We start from the raw sequence: 16272 nt of genomic DNA, 5'->3' as shown, positions 1-16272 counted from the left end.
ATACGCCATGTTGCTGATGATCGATAACTACGACTCCTTTACCTACAACGTTGTGCAGTACCTGGGCGAGCTCGGCTCCCAGGTCAAGGTCGTGCGCAACGATGAACTGACCATCGCTGAAATCGAAGCCCTCAACCCTGAGCGCATCGTTGTGTCCCCCGGTCCTTGCACCCCGACCGAAGCCGGCATCTCGATTGAAGCGATCAAGCATTTCGCCGGCAAACTGCCGATTCTTGGCGTCTGCCTCGGCCACCAGTCCATCGGCCAAGCCTTTGGCGGTGATGTGGTGCGCGCCCGTCAAGTGATGCACGGTAAGACTAGCCCGGTATTTCACGAGGACAAGGGTGTATTCGAAGGCCTGAATCGTCCGCTGACGGTGACCCGCTATCATTCTTTGATCGTCAAGCGCGAAACCCTGCCAGATTGCCTGGAGCTGACCGCCTGGACTCAGCTCGAAGACGGCTCGGTCGACGAGATCATGGGCCTGCGTCACAAGACTCTGAACATCGAAGGCGTGCAGTTCCACCCTGAGTCGATCCTCACCGAACAGGGCCATGAACTGTTCGCCAACTTCCTCAAACAAACCGGCGGCACGCGCTAAGGACTTTTCATGAACATCAAGACAGCCCTGAGCCGTATCGTCGATCACCTTGACCTCAGCACCGATGAAATGCGCGATGTGATGCGCGAAATCATGACCGGGCAATGCTCGGACGCACAGATTGGCGCGTTCATGATGGCCATGCGCATGAAGAGCGAAAGCATCGACGAAATCGTCGGTGCCGTGTCGGTGATGCGTGAACTGGCGGACAAGGTCGAACTCAAGACCCTCGACGGTGTGGTCGATGTAGTGGGCACCGGCGGCGACGGCGCCAATATCTTCAACGTGTCGACCGCTGCTGCGTTCGTGGTTTCCGCTGCTGGCTGCACCGTGGCCAAGCACGGCAACCGTGCAGTCTCGGGCAAGAGCGGCAGTGCCGATCTGCTGGAGGCGGCCGGTATCTACCTGAACCTGACACCCGTGCAAGTGGCGCGCTGCATTGACAACGTTGGTATTGGTTTCATGTTTGCCCAGACCCATCACTCTGCGATGAAATACGCTGCAAGCCCGCGCCGCGAACTGGGTCTGCGGACCTTGTTCAACATGCTCGGCCCGCTTACGAATCCGGCCGGCGTGAAGCATCAGGTGGTAGGCGTATTCACCCAGGCCTTGTGCCGGCCGCTGGCGGAAGTGTTGCAGCGTCTGGGCAGCAAGCATGTGCTGGTAGTGCATTCGAAGGATGGCCTGGACGAGTTCAGCCTGGCAGCACCGACCTTCGTGGCAGAGCTGAAAAACGACCAGATCACCGAGTATTGGGTCGAGCCGGAAGACCTGGGCATGAAGAGCCAGAGTCTGCATGGCCTGGCGGTGGAAAGCCCGGCGGCTTCACTTGAGCTGATTCGCGATGCCCTGGGCAAGCGCAAGACCGAGAACGGTCAGAAAGCGGCCGAGATGATCATGCTCAATGCCGGTGCCGCGCTGTACGCCGCCGATCATGCCAGCAGTTTGAAAGAGGGAGTTGCACTTGCGCACGATGCGCTGCACACCGGCCTCGCTCGGGAAAAGCTCGAGGAGCTGGGTGCGTTTACCGCGGTATTCAGAGTGGAGAATGAGGGATGAGTGTACCGACGGTTCTGGAAAAGATTCTGGCGCGCAAGGTCGAGGAAGTCGCCGAGCGTAGCGCTCGCGTCAGCCTCTGCGAGCTGGAAAACCTGGCCAAGGCGGCCGATGCGCCCCGTGGTTTTGCCAGGGCCTTGCTGGCTCAGGCCAAGCTGAAGCAGCCGGCAGTCATTGCCGAAATCAAGAAAGCCTCGCCGAGCAAGGGCGTGATCCGCGAGAACTTTATTCCCGCCGACATCGCCAGAAGCTATGAGAAGGGCGGCGCGACCTGCCTGTCGGTACTCACCGACATCGACTACTTCCAGGGCGCGGATGCGTACCTGCAGCAGGCCCGTGCGGCGTGCCAGCTGCCGGTGATCCGCAAGGACTTCATGATCGATCCATACCAGATCGTCGAAGCCCGGGCCTTGGGTGCCGACTGCGTGCTGTTGATCGTCTCCGCGCTGGATGACGTGAAAATGGCTGAACTGGCAGCCGTGGCCAAAAGCGTCAACCTCGATGTGCTGGTGGAAGTCCATGACGGCGATGAGCTGGAGCGAGCGTTGAAAACCCTCGATACTCCGCTGGTTGGCGTGAACAACCGCAACCTGCACACCTTCGATGTCAGCCTGGAAACCACCCTCGACCTGTTGCCGCGTATTCCGCGAGATCGTCTGGTCATCACCGAGAGTGGCATTCTCAATCGCGCCGATGTCGAACTGATGGAAATCAGCGACGTCTACGCATTCCTGGTCGGCGAGGCGTTCATGCGCGCCGAAAGCCCGGGTACCGAGTTGCAGCGTCTGTTCTTCCCTGAGCGCGGTATTCCCGTCAGCGGCTCGACCCTCGACTGAATACATCTTCACAGGCAATCCGCTTCCACTGTGGGAGCGGGCTTGCCCGCGAAGAGGCCCGCAAATCCCCTGAAGACCTCTGGTCTGTCGGAGCCTCCCATGTCGCTGCCAACCTCCCTCACCATCGAAGCCGGCCTGCAAGCCGAACAGGACTTGCTGGCATCGGTCTGTTCCGGCGACGCGGAGTTCGGCCTGCTGTTCTGGCAGCCGAGCGATCGGGCGCTGGTCATGCCACGCCGTTTGAGCCGCTTGCCGGGTTTCGAGGCTGCATGTGAAGTGTCGGCGGTGGCCGGTTGGCCAGTACTGTTGCGTGAAACCGGTGGCGAGCCGGTGCCGCAATCGGCCTCAACGATCAACATCGCGCTGGTTTACGCACCGCCGCGCAGCGAAGGGGATCTGAATCGCATCGAAACCGGTTACCACCGTTTGTGCGATCCCATTTGTCAGCTGCTGGATGAGTTGGGCGGCACGTCGTCCCTTGGCGAAATCGAGGGGGCGTTCTGTGATGGTCGCTTCAACGTCAACCTCGATGGTCGCAAGATGGTTGGCACCGCCCAGCGCTGGCGTCAGAGCCTGGGTGGGCAGCGTCCGGTAGGACTGGTGCACGGAGCGATGCTGATCGATAGCGAGCGAGAGTCTATGGTCGCCGCGGTCAATCGTTTCAACGAGGCTTGCGGTCTGGAGCAACGAGTGCGCGCCGAAAGCCACATCGCGCTGCATGAGAAGTTCACGGCACCCAATGCACTGGCACGCCTCGACGAACTCTACCGGTTGATGCTCGTGCAGATGTTCAGCGGCTAGGTTTTCGAGCTTATCGCGTACCGAAGACCACCATGGTCTTGCCTTTGACGTCCACCAGGTTGCGTTCCTCCAGATCCTTGAGCACGCGACCGACCATCTCCCGTGAACAACCGACAATTCGACCGATTTCCTGACGGGTTACCTTGATTTGCATGCCATCGGGGTGCGTCATGGCGTCTGGCTGTTTGCACAGCTCCAGCAGGCAGCGGGCGACTCGACCGGTTACATCAAAGAATGCCAGGTCACCGACCTTGCGCGTGGTGTTGCGCAGGCGCTGTGCGATTTGTCCGCTAAGGACGTAAAGAATGTCCGGGTCCTGCAGGGACAATTCGCGGAATTTCGCGTAGCTGATTTCCGCGACATCGCATTCAACCTTGGCCCGCACCCAGGCGCTGCGCTCCTGCTCCAGGCCGGCTTGCTCAAACAGACCCAGCTCGCCGAAAAAGTCCCCGGCATTCAGGTAGGAAATGATCATTTCCCGGCCGTCATCATCTTCGATCAGGATGGTGACTGAGCCTTTGATGATGAAGAACAGCGTTTCCGAGCGGTCGCCGGCACAAATGATGTTGCTCTTGGCCTGATAACGGCGGCGCTGGCAATGCATCAACAGCTTGTCGAGGTTCTTGATCTTGGAGTTGGGGGCAATAGCAACCATGGTTGTATCCCGAAAAAACTGCACGGTATGTTTGGTTTTTATAAATAGTGAACGCTGGAGTAAGGCTGGCTATGCGCCATAGAATTGGCGTCAGCTTAACAGACACTTCCTGCAATATTCGAGCATTTACCTACAAGGCAGTGGGATATGTCCCAGGACGCCGGGCGCTGTCAATCACGGGGCCTGTGCTAAGCTGGCGACCCTTTTTTATACAGTGGAGTCTTGGCGATGAAGGCACGCATCCAATGGGCTGGCGAAGCCATGTTCCTCGGCGAATCCGGTAGCGGTCATGTCGTGGTCATGGACGGTCCGCCCGATGCCGGCGGACGTAACCTGGGTGTCCGGCCGATGGAAATGCTGCTGCTGGGTGTTGGCGGTTGCAGCAATTTCGATGTGGTCAGCATCCTCAAGAAGTCCCGCCAGGCAGTGGAAAGCTGTGAAGCCTTCCTCGAAGCCGAGCGTGCGACCGAAGATCCAAAGGTGTTCACCAAGATCCACATGCACTTTGTGGTCAAGGGCCGCGGGCTGAAAGAAGCCCAGGTCAAACGTGCCATCGAACTGTCTGCCGAGAAGTATTGCTCGGCCTCGATCATGCTCGGCGCGGCTGGCGTGGCAATTACCCACGACTACGAGATCATCGAGCTCGGCTGAATCGACATTCAACTATCATAAAAGCAGTGCAGACTCTGGCGAACACAAGCTGACGTCTGCATAATGCGCCACTTTTTTCAGGGTAGTGGCCCGTCAGCCGACAGGCCTCAAACCCGAAACAGACAACCAAAATCGCCATCGCGAAGAGGTGTTAACCGTCCTACGCAGGTGCGTTGTTCGCATCTGACGGGCATGCTTGATCACGCGGCCGGGCCGCAAACACATAGAGAGTTTTTAACGGTGAAAAGCAAACTCAAGCTCCACGGGTTCAATAACCTGACAAAGACCTTGAGCTTCAACATCTATGACATCTGCTACGCGGAAACCCCGCAAGACCAGCAGGCTTACGTCGAGTACATCAATAAAGAGTACAACGCGAAACGCCTGACGCAGATCCTCACGGAAGTTGTCGATATCATTGGTGCCAACATCCTGAACATTGCCAGTCAGGACTATGAGCCGCAGGGCGCCAGCGTCACGATCCTGATCTCGGAGGAGCCGGTAACCCCGACCGACAGTCAGATCGAAGAGTCCCCGGGCCCGCTGCCCGAAATCATTCTGGCCCACCTCGACAAGAGCCACATCACGGTGCACACCTACCCGGAAATCCATCCGGTCAGCGGTATTGCAACCTTCCGTGTGGACATCGACGTGTCGACTTGCGGGGTCATTTCACCGCTTAAAGCGCTCAACTTCCTGATTCACCAGTTCGATTCGGACATTGTGACCGTGGATTACCGAGTGCGCGGCTTCACCCGTGACGTTGAAGGCAAAAAGCACTTCATCGACCACGAGATCAATTCGATCCAGAACTACCTCTCCGACGACACTTACGACGCGTACCAGATGACCGACGTGAACGTGTACCAGGAAAACCTGTTCCACACCAAGATGCTGCTGAAGAACTTCGAACTGGATAACTACCTGTTCGGCGACGCCACCAGCAACCTGTCCTCTGAGCAACGCGCCCAGGTGACCGAACGGGTGAAACACGAAATGCTCGAAATCTTCTACGCGCGCAATATGGCGTAAGATTTTCGAACACAAAAAGGCGACTCCCTCACGGCAGTCGCCTTTTTTTATTTTGGCGCTGGCTCCTACAAAAAAACGGAGTCAGATCCGATAAGTACTCTTTGTCATCACCTTGGCCATCAGACTCATCCCGAACTTCACCGGTGCCGGAAAGCGGAAGCCGCCAGCCTCCAGCGCGCTTTCGGCGTGCTGTTCTTCATCGATGCGCATCTGCTGAAGAATTGCCCGGGATTTTTCGTCCTCGGCCGGCAATTGTTCCAGATGCTCGTTCAGGTGTTTGCACACCTGGTCTTCCGTTGCCGCAACAAAACCGAGGCTGACTTTGTCGCTGATCAGGCCGGCCACTGCGCCAATCCCGAACGACATGCCATAGAACAGCGGATTGAGGATGCTGGTGTGGCTACCCAGTTGATGGATGCGTTGTTCGCACCAGACCAGGTGGTCGATTTCTTCTTCGGCGGCATGCTCCATCGCAGCGCGCACTTGCGGCAGCCTGGCGGTCAGCGCCTGCCCCTGGTACAGCGCCTGGGCGCAGACTTCGCCGGTATGGTTGATGCGCATCAGGCCGGCAACGTGGCGCGTATCTTCGTCGCTCATTTTCGCATCCGGCTGCACGATGGCAGGCGACGGACGGTACGGCTGGCCGCTGAAGGGCAGCAAGGTGCGCATCGCGGCATCGGCTTGCAGCAGCAGGCGGTCAATCGGCGAGTAGTGACGTTGGGTAGTCATGCTGACCTCCGGGGGGAATTTCGGCGGCCAGTTTAACCCAATCGGCCGGGGAAGGTTTGCGCTGGGTCATTGTGATGCAGGTGCTGTGACATTGTTGTGATGCCTTGTGTGGAGGCGGCAGTGCACCGCTTCCACAGGATTTGGCGCAATCAGCCCGGCGGCCAGTGCATCTGGCGCTGACCCAGCACGTGCATATGAATGTGGTAGACGGTTTGCCCGCCTTCTTCATTGCAGTTCATGACGACGCGGAAACCTTTTTCGCAGCCCAGTTCCAGTGCCAGGCGCTGGGCGGTGAACAGTATGTGCCCGGCCAATGTCTTGTCGTCCTCGGTCAGGTCGTTCAAGGTGCGAACCGGTTTTTTCGGGATCACCAGGAAATGTACTGGCGCCTGTGGGGCAATGTCGTGGAAGGCCAGTACCTGGTCGTCCTCGTAAATGATCTTCGCCGGGATTTCCCGGTTGATGATCTTGGTGAACAGAGTATCCACAGCTGTTTTCTCCGTTGTTTTGGCTGGCCTGAGTGTACTCATGGTGTATGCCAGCGCCCAGCCTTTTACCTTGGGTTGGATCAGCGCGGGCAGTAGGCCTTGTTGATCATGCCGGCGATTGTGCGAGTCAGCCACCGCGAGCCGAGTCGCGGCAGGAAGGCGAACCAGCGGTTGCGCCGCCCGGGAATGATGATCGCCTTGTTCTTTTCCAGTGCGCGCACGGTGTAGAGCGCCACTTCCTCAGGGCTCATCAGCAGTTTGCTGTTGGTCAGTTTTTCGCTGTCGAGTTGCGCGGTACGGAAAAATGCCGTTCGGGTCGGCCCGGGGCAGAGCACCGAAACCTTGATCGCACATTTTTTCAGCTCGACGCGCAATCCTTCGGAAAAGTGCAGCACATACGCCTTGCTGGCGTAATAGGTGCTCATCCACGGCCCGGGTTGAAACGCCGCCACCGAGGCCACATTCAGAATCTGTCCGCCGCCTTGCAGGGCCATGCTGTTGCCGATGGCATGGCACAGGCGGGTGAGGGCGAGGATGTTCACTTCGATCAGGTCTTGCTCGGTCATCCAGTCCTGGGCCAGAAACGGGCCGCATGTACCGATACCGGCACAATTGACCAACAGATCGATCTGCCGATCGCCTTCTTCCAGCTCCAGCAGGAACCCGGACAGGCGCAGCGGTTCGCCCAGGTCACAGGCACGGAACAACACCTCCACGCCGAACCTCTGGGTCAGTTCAATCGCAATACTTTCCAGCTGATCACGTTGTCGGGCCACCAGAATCAGGCTGCGGCCACGCCGGGCCAGCGCTTCGGCCATTGCCAGGCCGATGCCGCTGGAGGCGCCAGTGATCAGAGCGTAACGGGTCATGCAGTTCTCCATCGCAACAGCTCCGCGCCGCGACGCAGGTGTCACGGGCCAGGAGCGCTGTTCATTCTTTCGCAGAGTCTACAGGGGGCTGGGCCTCTTCGGCTGCATCGTCGGTGGAATTTGGCACCGGTTCGACCTCGACTTCGATTTCATCGGTGGTGACCGAACTGCTTTCGTAGCTGCTCTGGGCGGCGCTTTTGTATTCTTCCCGTATCGCCGTGAGACCACCGGCCAGCGAGCCGAACAGAACCAGCGCGATAACCACCAGCCACAGCGAAGACAATACCTTGACCGCAGTACTGTTCGGCGGAGGCGGCGGGCCGTAGCGGTTCGCGGTGTCGTTGCCCGGCACAACCATGATCACGAACGGAAAGAAACTGCCAACGAACGGCACCAGGTTCAGCAGCCACAACCAGCCGGACCAACCGACATCGTGCAAGCGCTGAACAGTGATCTGGATGCTGACGAATATAAAGCCGACGAACAGGATCAAGGCCAGCAAGCTGCCCAATATCAGGCCGCCGGTCGAATCCGCGCCGATGAGAGCCAGGGCGACCAAGGCAAACACCCCGCAAACGGCCAAGAGCACAGTTGACAGCACCAGCGTCCAGGCGAGGTAACGCAAGCGGCCGATACGGCCATCGAAACTGAATGGCTTGAGCGTAGCGAATTCCGCCACGGCTTCGCCGACGGGCGCGCGAGGCGGCGCGTAAGGGGATTGCGGGTCTGCCAATGGCTCCTGGCTGTTGGCCGGAGCATGCTCATGCACGTCGGCGAGGTTCAGTTCGATCGGCGTTTCGGCTTCGATGCGGGCGTCGATACCGGTTTTGCTCAGCGCCTGGAGATAGGTATTGGCGTCGGCTTGCGACAGGTTGCGTTTGAGCGCTACCGGACGCCCGGCGAACAAGCGCTCGATGGCTGTGACATCGCTTTTGAACAAGTCGGCGAGATTGAGCTTTGCCGTGGTGATGTCGACACCGGGTAGCAAGGCGCCTTCGAATACGATCTTGAAACGATTTTCGCCCATGTGCGAGGCATCCTTGTCGCGAGAGGTTGAAAGAAGAAGCTTGTGCCCGGGTGAGTGTAGGGCCAGCCGGGCAAGACTGGCCAAGATTTGCTGTCAGCGCGGCCAGCGTTTTGGCAACTGAGCGGCATGCTCCAGGGCCTGGCGGTACTCCGCGTCGAGACGTGCAATCAACTGCTCGACACTCGGCAAGTCTTCGATTTCTCCCACACCCTGGCCTGCAGACCAAACGGTCTTCCAGGCCTTGGCCTCATCGCTCACGGGTTTGAGCTTGGAACCGAAGTTGATCTCGCCCTTGCCTTGCAAGGCGGCCATGTCAAAACCGGCGGCCTCCAGGCTCTGGCGCATGAAACTCGCGGGTACACCTGACACGGCTGGAGTATGGATGATGTCTGCCGCTTTGGATGTCAGCAGCATTTCTTTGTAGGCGTCAGGCGCGTGACTTTCGGTCGTGCCGATAAATCGTGTGCCAAAGTAGGCCAAATCCGCGCCGAGCAATTGAGCGGCAAGAATTTCGTGGCCGTGGTTCAAGCAACCGGCCAGCAACAAGGTCTTGTCGAAGAACTGGCGGATTTCGGCAATCAGCGAGAACGGGCTCCAGGTCCCGGCGTGTCCACCGGCGCCGGCAGCCACGGCGATCAAGCCATCCACGCCGGCTTCGGCCGCTTTCTCGGCATGACGACGAGTTGTCACATCATGGAACACCAGGCCGCCGTAGCTGTGCACCGCGTCGACCAGTTCTTTCACGGCACCGAGACTGGTGATCACGATCGGCACTTTGTGTTCGACGCAGATCTCAAGATCCGCCTGTAAACGAGGATTGCTGTTATGGACGATCAGGTTCACGGCATAAGGCGCGGGGTTTTCCATTGTCGCCAGCCCGGCTTCGATTTCTTCCAGCCAGGCTTTGAAACCGCTGCTTTCGCGCTGGTTCAGCGCCGGGAAGCTGCCGACCACGCCCTGGCGACAGCAGGCGAGTACCAATTGCGGATTGGAAATCAGGAACATCGGCGCCGCCACCACGGGCAGACGCAAACGTTCTTCGAGCAGAGCGGGCAGCGACATTGGAAGTACCCCGGTAAGTTGTGCCTGGTGGATTTAGAACGGCCGAACGACGACCAGAATTACGATAGCCAGCAATATCAGAACCGGCACTTCATTGAACCAGCGATAAAAGACATGGCTGCGGGTGTTCTCGCCACGGGCAAAACGTTTTACCTGGGCGCCGCACATGTGGTGGTAGCCGATCAGCAATACGACCAGGGTCAGTTTGGCGTGTATCCAGCCACCCTGGCTGAAGATGCCTGGGTTGAGGTAGATGAGCCAGCCGCCGAAAATCAGCGTGGCGATCATCGCCGGGCCCATGATGCCCCGGTACAGCTTGCGCTCCATGATGCTGAAGCGTTCCTTGCTGATCGTGTCTTCACTTTGTGCGTGATAAACGAACAGCCGTGGCAGGTAGAACAGGCCGGCAAACCAGCACACGACGCTGACGATATGAAACGCTTTGAGCCACAGATAGAGCATTTTTAGTTATTCCCCAATTCACGGTAACCCGAATAGTAGAGAAAGAGTCCTGTCTCGGACATAACTGTTCAATTTTGACGGTGTCTTTTGTCGCCATACTGCGTTGCCGCTCCTCGCCATAGCGGGCTATGACTCGTCGCGGCGCCTTGTCTGGCAACAAAATCCACTCGCCAAAACTTGAACGTATGCCCGAGACGGGACTCGTGAGCGTCCGCACGTCACCTTGACGGTTGTCGCAGGGGCGCGCGGCCCCTATTATCGACGGCTTTCCAGTGGGTTCGTTGAGGGCAGGTTTATGGTCAAGGTCGGTATCGTCGGCGGCACGGGTTACACCGGTGTCGAACTGCTGCGTCTGTTGGCGCAACATCCGCAAGCTGAGGTGGTTGTCATCACTTCCCGATCCGAGGCTGGCCTGGCCGTGGCCGACATGTACCCGAACCTGCGAGGCCATTACGACGGCCTGGCGTTCAGCGTTCCGGACATCAAGACCCTGGGTGCCTGCGATGTGGTGTTCTTCGCCACGCCGCACGGTGTTGCCCATGCCTTGGCGGGTGAACTGCTGGCGGCCGGGACCAAGGTCATCGACCTGTCGGCCGACTTCCGTCTGCAAGACGCGGATGAATGGGCCAAGTGGTACGGCCAGCCGCACGGTGCACCGGAGTTGCTGGACGAGGCGGTCTACGGCTTGCCGGAAGTCAATCGCGAGCAGATCAAGAAGGCGCGCCTGATTGCCGTGCCGGGCTGCTACCCGACTGCAACGCAATTGGGTTTCCTGCCATTGCTCGAAGCCGGTCTGGCCGATGCCGCGCATCTGATTGCTGACTGCAAGTCCGGCGTCAGCGGTGCCGGTCGTGGTGCTTCCGTAGGCTCGCTGTACTCCGAAACGTCGGAAAGCATGAAGGCTTATGCGGTCAAGGGTCACCGCCACCTGCCGGAGATTCGCCAGGGGCTGCGTCGCGCAGCAGGCAAGGACGTCGGCCTGACCTTCGTTCCGCACCTGACCCCGATGATTCGTGGCATTCACTCCACGCTCTACGCAACCGTTGTTGATCGCTCGGTGGACCTGCAGGCGTTGTTTGAAAAGCGTTATGCCAACGAACCGTTCGTCGATGTGATGCCGGCCGGCAGCCATCCGGAGACTCGTAGCGTACGGGGTGCCAACGTCTGCCGTATCGCGGTGCATCGCCCGCAGGATGGCGATCTGGTGGTTGTGCTGTCGGTGATCGACAACCTGGTCAAAGGCGCTTCGGGTCAGGCGGTGCAGAACATGAACATTCTGTTCGGGCTGGATGAGCGTCTGGGCCTGTCCCACGCCGGCATGCTGCCATAAGCTTTATGGCGTACAGCAAAAGGCCCGTCAGACGGGCCTTTTTGCATTCCGGGCCGGCGATTGGATTGGTTGATATACCATAACAATAGTTGACCGCTTTTCTAGGAGAAGCGGATAATGCGCGTCATCACGCAATATGACGGCGTAACGCCGGGAGATAGTCAGCATGAGCGTCGAATCCTTCACCCCCACGGCTTTGCAATTCACCCACGGTGCCGCGCACAAGGTGAAGAGCCTGGTCGATGAAGAGGGGAATGATCGCTTGAAGCTGCGCGTATTCGTTACGGGCGGCGGTTGTTCAGGTTTTCAGTACGGCTTCACCTTCGATGAAGAAGTGGCCGATGACGACACCATCGTCGAGCGCGAAGGTGTGAGTCTGGTTGTCGATCCGATGAGTTTCCAGTACCTGGCAGGTGCCGAGGTGGACTACCAGGAAGGTCTGGAAGGTTCGCGTTTCGTCATCAAGAACCCGAATGCGACCACCACCTGTGGCTGCGGTTCTTCGTTCTCGATCTGATCAGCGCACCAGTTTCACAGAACGCCGCACGGCCTCAGGGCCTTGCGGCGTTTTGCTGTGTGGAGGATTTATGCGGGATAGATGGCACCCAGTACGCGCAAGCCGCGGGCACCGGTGACGCTCGGACGGTTGGCTGCGATGCCTTCGAGACAGCAATGAGCCAGCCATGCGAAGGCCATGGCTTCGACCCAGTCGGGGTCCACGCCGTAAGTGGCGGTGCTGCTGACGCTGGCGTTTGGCAGCAGGCTGGCCAGGCGCGTCATCAAAGTGGTGTTGTGAGCGCCTCCGCCGCAGACCAGCAGTTCTTGCGTGTCTTGCTGGGCGCTTTGCAGTGATTCGATGATGGTCAGCGCGGTCAGCTCAAGCAGCGTCGCCTGAACATCTTCGGTGGCGAAGGCTGGCAGTTGTGCCAGATGCCGTGTCAGCCATGGCAGGTTGAACACTTCCCGGCCGGTACTCTTCGGGCCTTTGGTCAAAAAGAACGGATCGCTGAGCAGGGCATTCAATAGCACCGGTTCTACCTTGCCGCTGGCAGCCCATTGGCCGTCACGGTCAAAGTGGTCGCCGCGTTGTTGGTGAATCCAGGCATCCAGCAGCACATTGCCCGGGCCACAGTCGAAACCGGCGACCGGCTTGCCGGGCTCGATAAGGCTGAGGTTGCTGAAGCCGCCAACGTTCAGCACTGCGCGATTGCCGGTCTGCTCTTCAAACAAGGCTTCGTGAAAAGCGGGAACCAGTGGTGCGCCTTGTCCGCCGGCAGCGACATCGCGGCTGCGAAAGTCGCTGACCACGGTGATACCGGTCAGCTCGGTCAGCAGGGCCGGGTTGCCGATCTGCACAGTGAAGCCGCGTGCCGGTTCATGGCGGATGGTCTGGCCATGACTGCCAATCGCACGAATGTCGTCAGGCTTCAGTTGCTGTTGGGCGAGTACGGCATGAATCCCTTGGGCTGCCAGTTTCACCCAGTTCTGCTGGGCGATGGCGGAGCGAGCGATTTCGTCCGGGCCGCTGGCGCACAAACCGAGCAGCTCGGCGCGCAGGGAGTCGGGCATCGGGATGTAGTGGGAGGCGATCAGTCTGATCGCCGGGGCTTGCTCGATCAGTGCGATATCCAGGCCATCAAGGCTGGTACCGGACATCACACCTATATAGAGCGCCATGGCCTAGCGCTTGCTCGAAGCCAGCAGAGTGGCTTTTTCCTGTTCCATGCGCGCCATCAGTGGCTGGCTTTGGGCGAGGAAGCGTGCGCGTTCAGCCTTGGCAATCGGATCGGCCATTGGCAGTTTCTGGCCCAGCGGATCGACGTGTACACCGTTGACCTGGAACTCGTAGTGCAGGTGTGGCCCGGTGGAGAGACCGGTGGTGCCGATATAGCCAATCACCTGGCCCTGTTTCACCGTGCCGCCAGTCTTCACGCCTTTGGCGAAGCCTTGCATGTGGCCGTAGAGCGTGGTGTAGGTGTTGCCGTGCTGGAGGACCACGGTATTGCCGTAGCCACCACGGCGGCCGGCCAGCAGGACCTTGCCATCACCGGCAGCTTTGATCGGGGTACCGCGCGGTGCTGCGTAGTCAACGCCTTTGTGGGCGCGGATCTTGTTCAGGATCGGGTGTTTGCGGCCCATGGAAAATTTCGAGCTGATGCGGGCGAAGTCCACCGGTGTGCGGATGAACGCCTTGCGCATGCTGTTACCGTCAGCGGTGTAGTAGCTGCTGTTGCCTTGTTTGTTGGTGTAGCGCACGGCGGTGTAGGTCTTGCCGCGGTTGGTGAAGCGCGCCGACAGGATCGGGCCAGTGCCGACGGCCTTGCCGTTGACGACTTTTTGTTCGTAGATCACGTCGAACTCGTCGCCCTGGCGAATATCCTGGGCGAAGTCCACGTCGTAGCCAAACACACTGGCCATGTCCATGGTCAGGCTGTGAGACAGGCCGGCCCGGGCTGCGGACTGCGACAGCGAGCTGTTGATCACGCCGTGTACATAGGCAGAGCGCACGGTCGGTTTCGCGGTAATGCGGTTGAAGGTGTAGCCCTTGTCGTTCTTGGTCAGGCTGATGCTTTCGAGGTCGTTGAGCTTGCTGTGCAGGTTGGTCAACTGGCCGTCAGGGCTCAGTTCGAACTCGAGTTTTTGCCCGTGCTTGAGCTGGCTGAACTGCTTGGCCTGCTTGTCGCTGGCCAGCACGTCATGCACTGAAGTGGCCGGGAGGCCGACCTTCTCGAACAGTGTAGAGAGGGTGTCACCCTTGGTGACGATCACTTCCCTGTGGCTTGCCGGCTTCTTTTCTTCGACGACTGGCGCAGGTGCAGGTGCAGGTGCAGGTTCGGCCTGAGCGGTTTCCTGAGTGTCTTCGGCGCTGTTGTCGATCTGCGCGAAGGGGGAGGTTGCTGGTTCATTTGTGGCTTGAACGGCGTCAGCAGCGTCTTGATCTTGTGTCAGTTGTTCAGCAGGGCTTTCCAGTTCAAGACTCAGGGTTGTCTTTTTGGCTTCGACATCGCTGGAAGGGAATACCAGGAGCGCCAGACTGAGAAGGGCGGCGATGCCACTTGCGGCAAGCAAGTGGGTCTTCGGGTAAAGCGGCGGCGCTTTAGACGATTCTGTGGTCATAAGTGGTTTTGACTTTGAAAAAGATGAATTGGAAAAGATGAATGACATGATGAAGATGAAATAACTGTATAAAATATAACCAAATCATCTCTGAAGCAAGTCCGCAGACGTTCTGTCTATGGATTGGCTTCCGTGCGCCGGGCAAACCTTGTATTTGACGCGCGATCTTGTATGGTTGGTTCCCTTTGAATCTGAGCCTTGCGGGTCTGTTATGAAGTCGGTTGAAGAGCAGCTAGCGCTGATCAAACGTGGTGCGGAAGAACTGTTGGTCGAGTCCGAGCTGATTGAAAAGCTCAAGCGTGGCCAGCCGCTACGTATTAAGGCGGGCTTCGATCCAACGGCTCCGGACCTGCACCTGGGTCACACCGTGCTTATTAATAAGCTGCGCCAGTTCCAGGATCTGGGGCATCAGGTGATCTTCCTGATTGGTGACTTCACCGGGATGATCGGCGATCCGAGTGGCAAGAGTGCCACGCGCCCGCCGCTCACTCGCGAGCAGGTCCTAGAGAATGCCGAGACCTACAAGACTCAAGTGTTCAAGATTCTCGATCCGGCAAAAACCGAAGTGGCATTCAACTCCACCTGGATGGATCAGATGGGGCCGGCCGACTTCATTCGCCTGACTTCGCAGTACACCGTGGCTCGCATGCTCGAGCGCGATGACTTCGACAAGCGCTACACAACCAATCAGCCAATCGCCATCCATGAGTTCCTTTATCCGCTGGTTCAGGGGTACGACTCGGTAGCTCTGCGTGCGGACGTGGAGCTCGGCGGCACCGATCAGAAGTTCAACTTGCTGATGGGGCGTGAGCTGCAGCGTGGTTATGGTCAGGAAGCCCAGTGCATTTTGACCATGCCGCTGCTTGAAGGTCTGGATGGCGTGAAGAAGATGTCCAAGTCCCTGGGCAACTACGTCGGTATCCAGGAAGCGCCGGGAGTGATGTACGGCAAGCTGGTCTCCATTCCGGATGCGCTGATGTGGCGCTACTTCGAGTTGCTCAGCTTCCGCTCCATGGATGAGATCAATGCGTTCCGCGCTGATGTGGAGGCGGGTGCCAACCCGCGCGACATCAAGATCAAGCTGGCTGAAGAGATCGTTGCGCGCTTCCATGGTGAGGAGGCTGCGGCCAATGCCCACCGTGCCGCCGGTAACCGCATGAAGGATGGCGAGCTGCCGGATGATTTGCCGGAAATCGAATTGACTGCTGCCGAGGATATGCCGATCGCTGCCGTCCTTAATAAGGCGGGGCTGGTCAAGAACTCGGCTGTGGCTCGAGATCTGCTTGGTTCTGGTGGTGTACGTATAGATGGCGAGGTTGTCGATCGCACCTTTATATATGCACTGGGCGCGACCCATGTTTGTCAGGCAGGCAAGAAGGCATTTGCGCGTATTACGCTCAAATCCGAATAAAGCTGAAATAGGGGGTTGACGGCGAGTTTTAGAAGTCTATAATTCGCCCCACTTCCGGCGCAGTCGAAACGGAAAACTCCTTGATAAACAAAGAGTTACGCAGTTTTCGACAGCAGGCTGCTTCAGTTCATCGAAGCCGAAAGGA

The 16272-nt window shown here is 58.6% G+C and carries 18 protein-coding genes; 9 read left to right on the top strand and 9 right to left on the bottom strand.

The features are described from left to right. The first annotated feature begins 7 nt into the window (after window positions 1-7). From ACM6IT_RS10460 to ACM6IT_RS10445, 4 genes are all read left to right on the top strand, one after another. Window positions 8-601 (top strand): aminodeoxychorismate/anthranilate synthase component II, encoded by a 594-nt coding sequence (locus ACM6IT_RS10460; protein ID WP_007906885.1) that lies wholly within the window; start codon window positions 8-10, stop codon window positions 599-601. Window positions 602-610: 9 nt separating this feature from the next. After that, window positions 611-1660 carry an anthranilate phosphoribosyltransferase gene (gene trpD, locus ACM6IT_RS10455; protein ID WP_056726658.1) on the top strand — a complete coding sequence of 350 codons (1050 nt, stop codon included), beginning with the start codon at window positions 611-613 and terminating at the stop codon, window positions 1658-1660. Next, window positions 1657-2493, top strand: coding sequence for an indole-3-glycerol phosphate synthase TrpC (gene trpC, locus ACM6IT_RS10450; RefSeq protein WP_414917934.1), 837 nt, complete (start codon window positions 1657-1659; stop codon window positions 2491-2493). Before trpD ends, trpC begins: the two co-directional genes overlap by 4 nt. A 99-nt stretch (window positions 2494-2592) precedes the next feature. Next, the gene (locus ACM6IT_RS10445) at window positions 2593-3294 is read left to right on the top strand and encodes a biotin/lipoate A/B protein ligase family protein (protein ID WP_414917933.1); all 702 of its coding nucleotides are present in this window, start codon (window positions 2593-2595) and stop codon (window positions 3292-3294) included. Window positions 3295-3304: 10 nt separating this feature from the next. On the opposite strand, the gene crp is transcribed toward ACM6IT_RS10445, so the two are convergent. Then, on the bottom strand, window positions 3305-3949 hold the full coding sequence (gene crp / locus ACM6IT_RS10440; RefSeq protein ID WP_056726661.1) for a cAMP-activated global transcriptional regulator CRP: 645 nt from the start codon (window positions 3947-3949) through the stop codon (window positions 3305-3307). Between the two features lie 228 nt (window positions 3950-4177). Between crp and ACM6IT_RS10435 the strand changes: the two genes are divergently transcribed. Next, complete coding sequence (locus tag ACM6IT_RS10435) at window positions 4178-4600, top strand: OsmC family protein (RefSeq protein WP_007941657.1); 423 nt, start codon at window positions 4178-4180, stop codon at window positions 4598-4600. A 240-nt stretch (window positions 4601-4840) separates the two neighbouring features. Then, on the top strand, window positions 4841-5632 hold the full coding sequence (speD, locus tag ACM6IT_RS10430) for an adenosylmethionine decarboxylase (RefSeq protein WP_007986012.1): 792 nt from the start codon (window positions 4841-4843) through the stop codon (window positions 5630-5632). 81 nt (window positions 5633-5713) lie between these two features. Here the strand turns inward: speD and coq7 are convergent, their stop codons facing one another. The 6 genes from coq7 to hemJ form a co-directional block, all read right to left on the bottom strand. Beyond that, window positions 5714-6361 (bottom strand): 2-polyprenyl-3-methyl-6-methoxy-1,4-benzoquinone monooxygenase, encoded by a 648-nt coding sequence (gene coq7 / locus ACM6IT_RS10425; protein ID WP_056726662.1) that lies wholly within the window; start codon window positions 6359-6361, stop codon window positions 5714-5716. A 149-nt stretch (window positions 6362-6510) separates the two neighbouring features. Then, a complete protein-coding gene (locus tag ACM6IT_RS10420) occupies window positions 6511-6849 on the bottom strand; it encodes a histidine triad nucleotide-binding protein (RefSeq protein WP_056726663.1) in 339 nt (112 codons plus the stop codon). An 80-nt stretch (window positions 6850-6929) separates the two neighbouring features. Then, window positions 6930-7718 carry an SDR family NAD(P)-dependent oxidoreductase gene (locus tag ACM6IT_RS10415; RefSeq protein WP_056726664.1) on the bottom strand — a complete coding sequence of 263 codons (789 nt, stop codon included), beginning with the start codon at window positions 7716-7718 and terminating at the stop codon, window positions 6930-6932. Between the two features lie 61 nt (window positions 7719-7779). After that, window positions 7780-8745, bottom strand: a complete 966-nt coding sequence (locus ACM6IT_RS10410) for a DUF805 domain-containing protein (RefSeq protein ID WP_414917932.1) — start codon at window positions 8743-8745, stop codon at window positions 7780-7782. Between the two features lie 93 nt (window positions 8746-8838). Then, window positions 8839-9807, bottom strand: coding sequence for an NAD(P)H-dependent flavin oxidoreductase (locus ACM6IT_RS10405; protein WP_056726666.1), 969 nt, complete (start codon window positions 9805-9807; stop codon window positions 8839-8841). Between the two features lie 33 nt (window positions 9808-9840). After that, entirely contained in the window at window positions 9841-10269 is a 429-nt protein-coding gene (hemJ, locus tag ACM6IT_RS10400; RefSeq protein ID WP_056726667.1) for a protoporphyrinogen oxidase HemJ, read from the bottom strand. Between the two features lie 295 nt (window positions 10270-10564). Between hemJ and argC the strand changes: the two genes are divergently transcribed. Together argC and erpA are read left to right on the top strand one after the other, a co-directional pair. Beyond that, window positions 10565-11599, top strand: coding sequence for an N-acetyl-gamma-glutamyl-phosphate reductase (gene argC / locus ACM6IT_RS10395; RefSeq protein ID WP_007980174.1), 1035 nt, complete (start codon window positions 10565-10567; stop codon window positions 11597-11599). A 166-nt stretch (window positions 11600-11765) separates the two neighbouring features. Continuing rightward, a complete protein-coding gene (gene erpA, locus ACM6IT_RS10390; protein WP_007906865.1) occupies window positions 11766-12116 on the top strand; it encodes an iron-sulfur cluster insertion protein ErpA in 351 nt (116 codons plus the stop codon). A gap of 68 nt (window positions 12117-12184) precedes the next feature. On the opposite strand, the gene ACM6IT_RS10385 is transcribed toward erpA, so the two are convergent. Next, window positions 12185-13276: an anhydro-N-acetylmuramic acid kinase gene (locus ACM6IT_RS10385; RefSeq protein ID WP_414913376.1), complete on the bottom strand. Its 1092-nt coding sequence runs from the start codon at window positions 13274-13276 to the stop codon at window positions 12185-12187. A 3-nt stretch (window positions 13277-13279) separates the two neighbouring features. Beyond that, complete coding sequence (locus tag ACM6IT_RS10380; protein WP_056726669.1) at window positions 13280-14716, bottom strand: peptidoglycan DD-metalloendopeptidase family protein; 1437 nt, start codon at window positions 14714-14716, stop codon at window positions 13280-13282. 211 nt (window positions 14717-14927) lie between these two features. Between ACM6IT_RS10380 and tyrS the strand changes: the two genes are divergently transcribed. Beyond that, the gene (gene tyrS, locus ACM6IT_RS10375; protein WP_056726670.1) at window positions 14928-16127 is read left to right on the top strand and encodes a tyrosine--tRNA ligase; all 1200 of its coding nucleotides are present in this window, start codon (window positions 14928-14930) and stop codon (window positions 16125-16127) included. The last annotated feature ends 145 nt before the right edge of the window (window positions 16128-16272 follow it).

The organism is Pseudomonas sp. IT-P4, assembly GCF_949767755.1.
GTDB classification, from domain to species: domain Bacteria; phylum Pseudomonadota; class Gammaproteobacteria; order Pseudomonadales; family Pseudomonadaceae; genus Aquipseudomonas; species Aquipseudomonas monachiensis.
The sequence above is the reverse complement of the archived record's forward strand: the minus strand, read 5'-3'. Positions and strand labels throughout refer to the sequence as shown.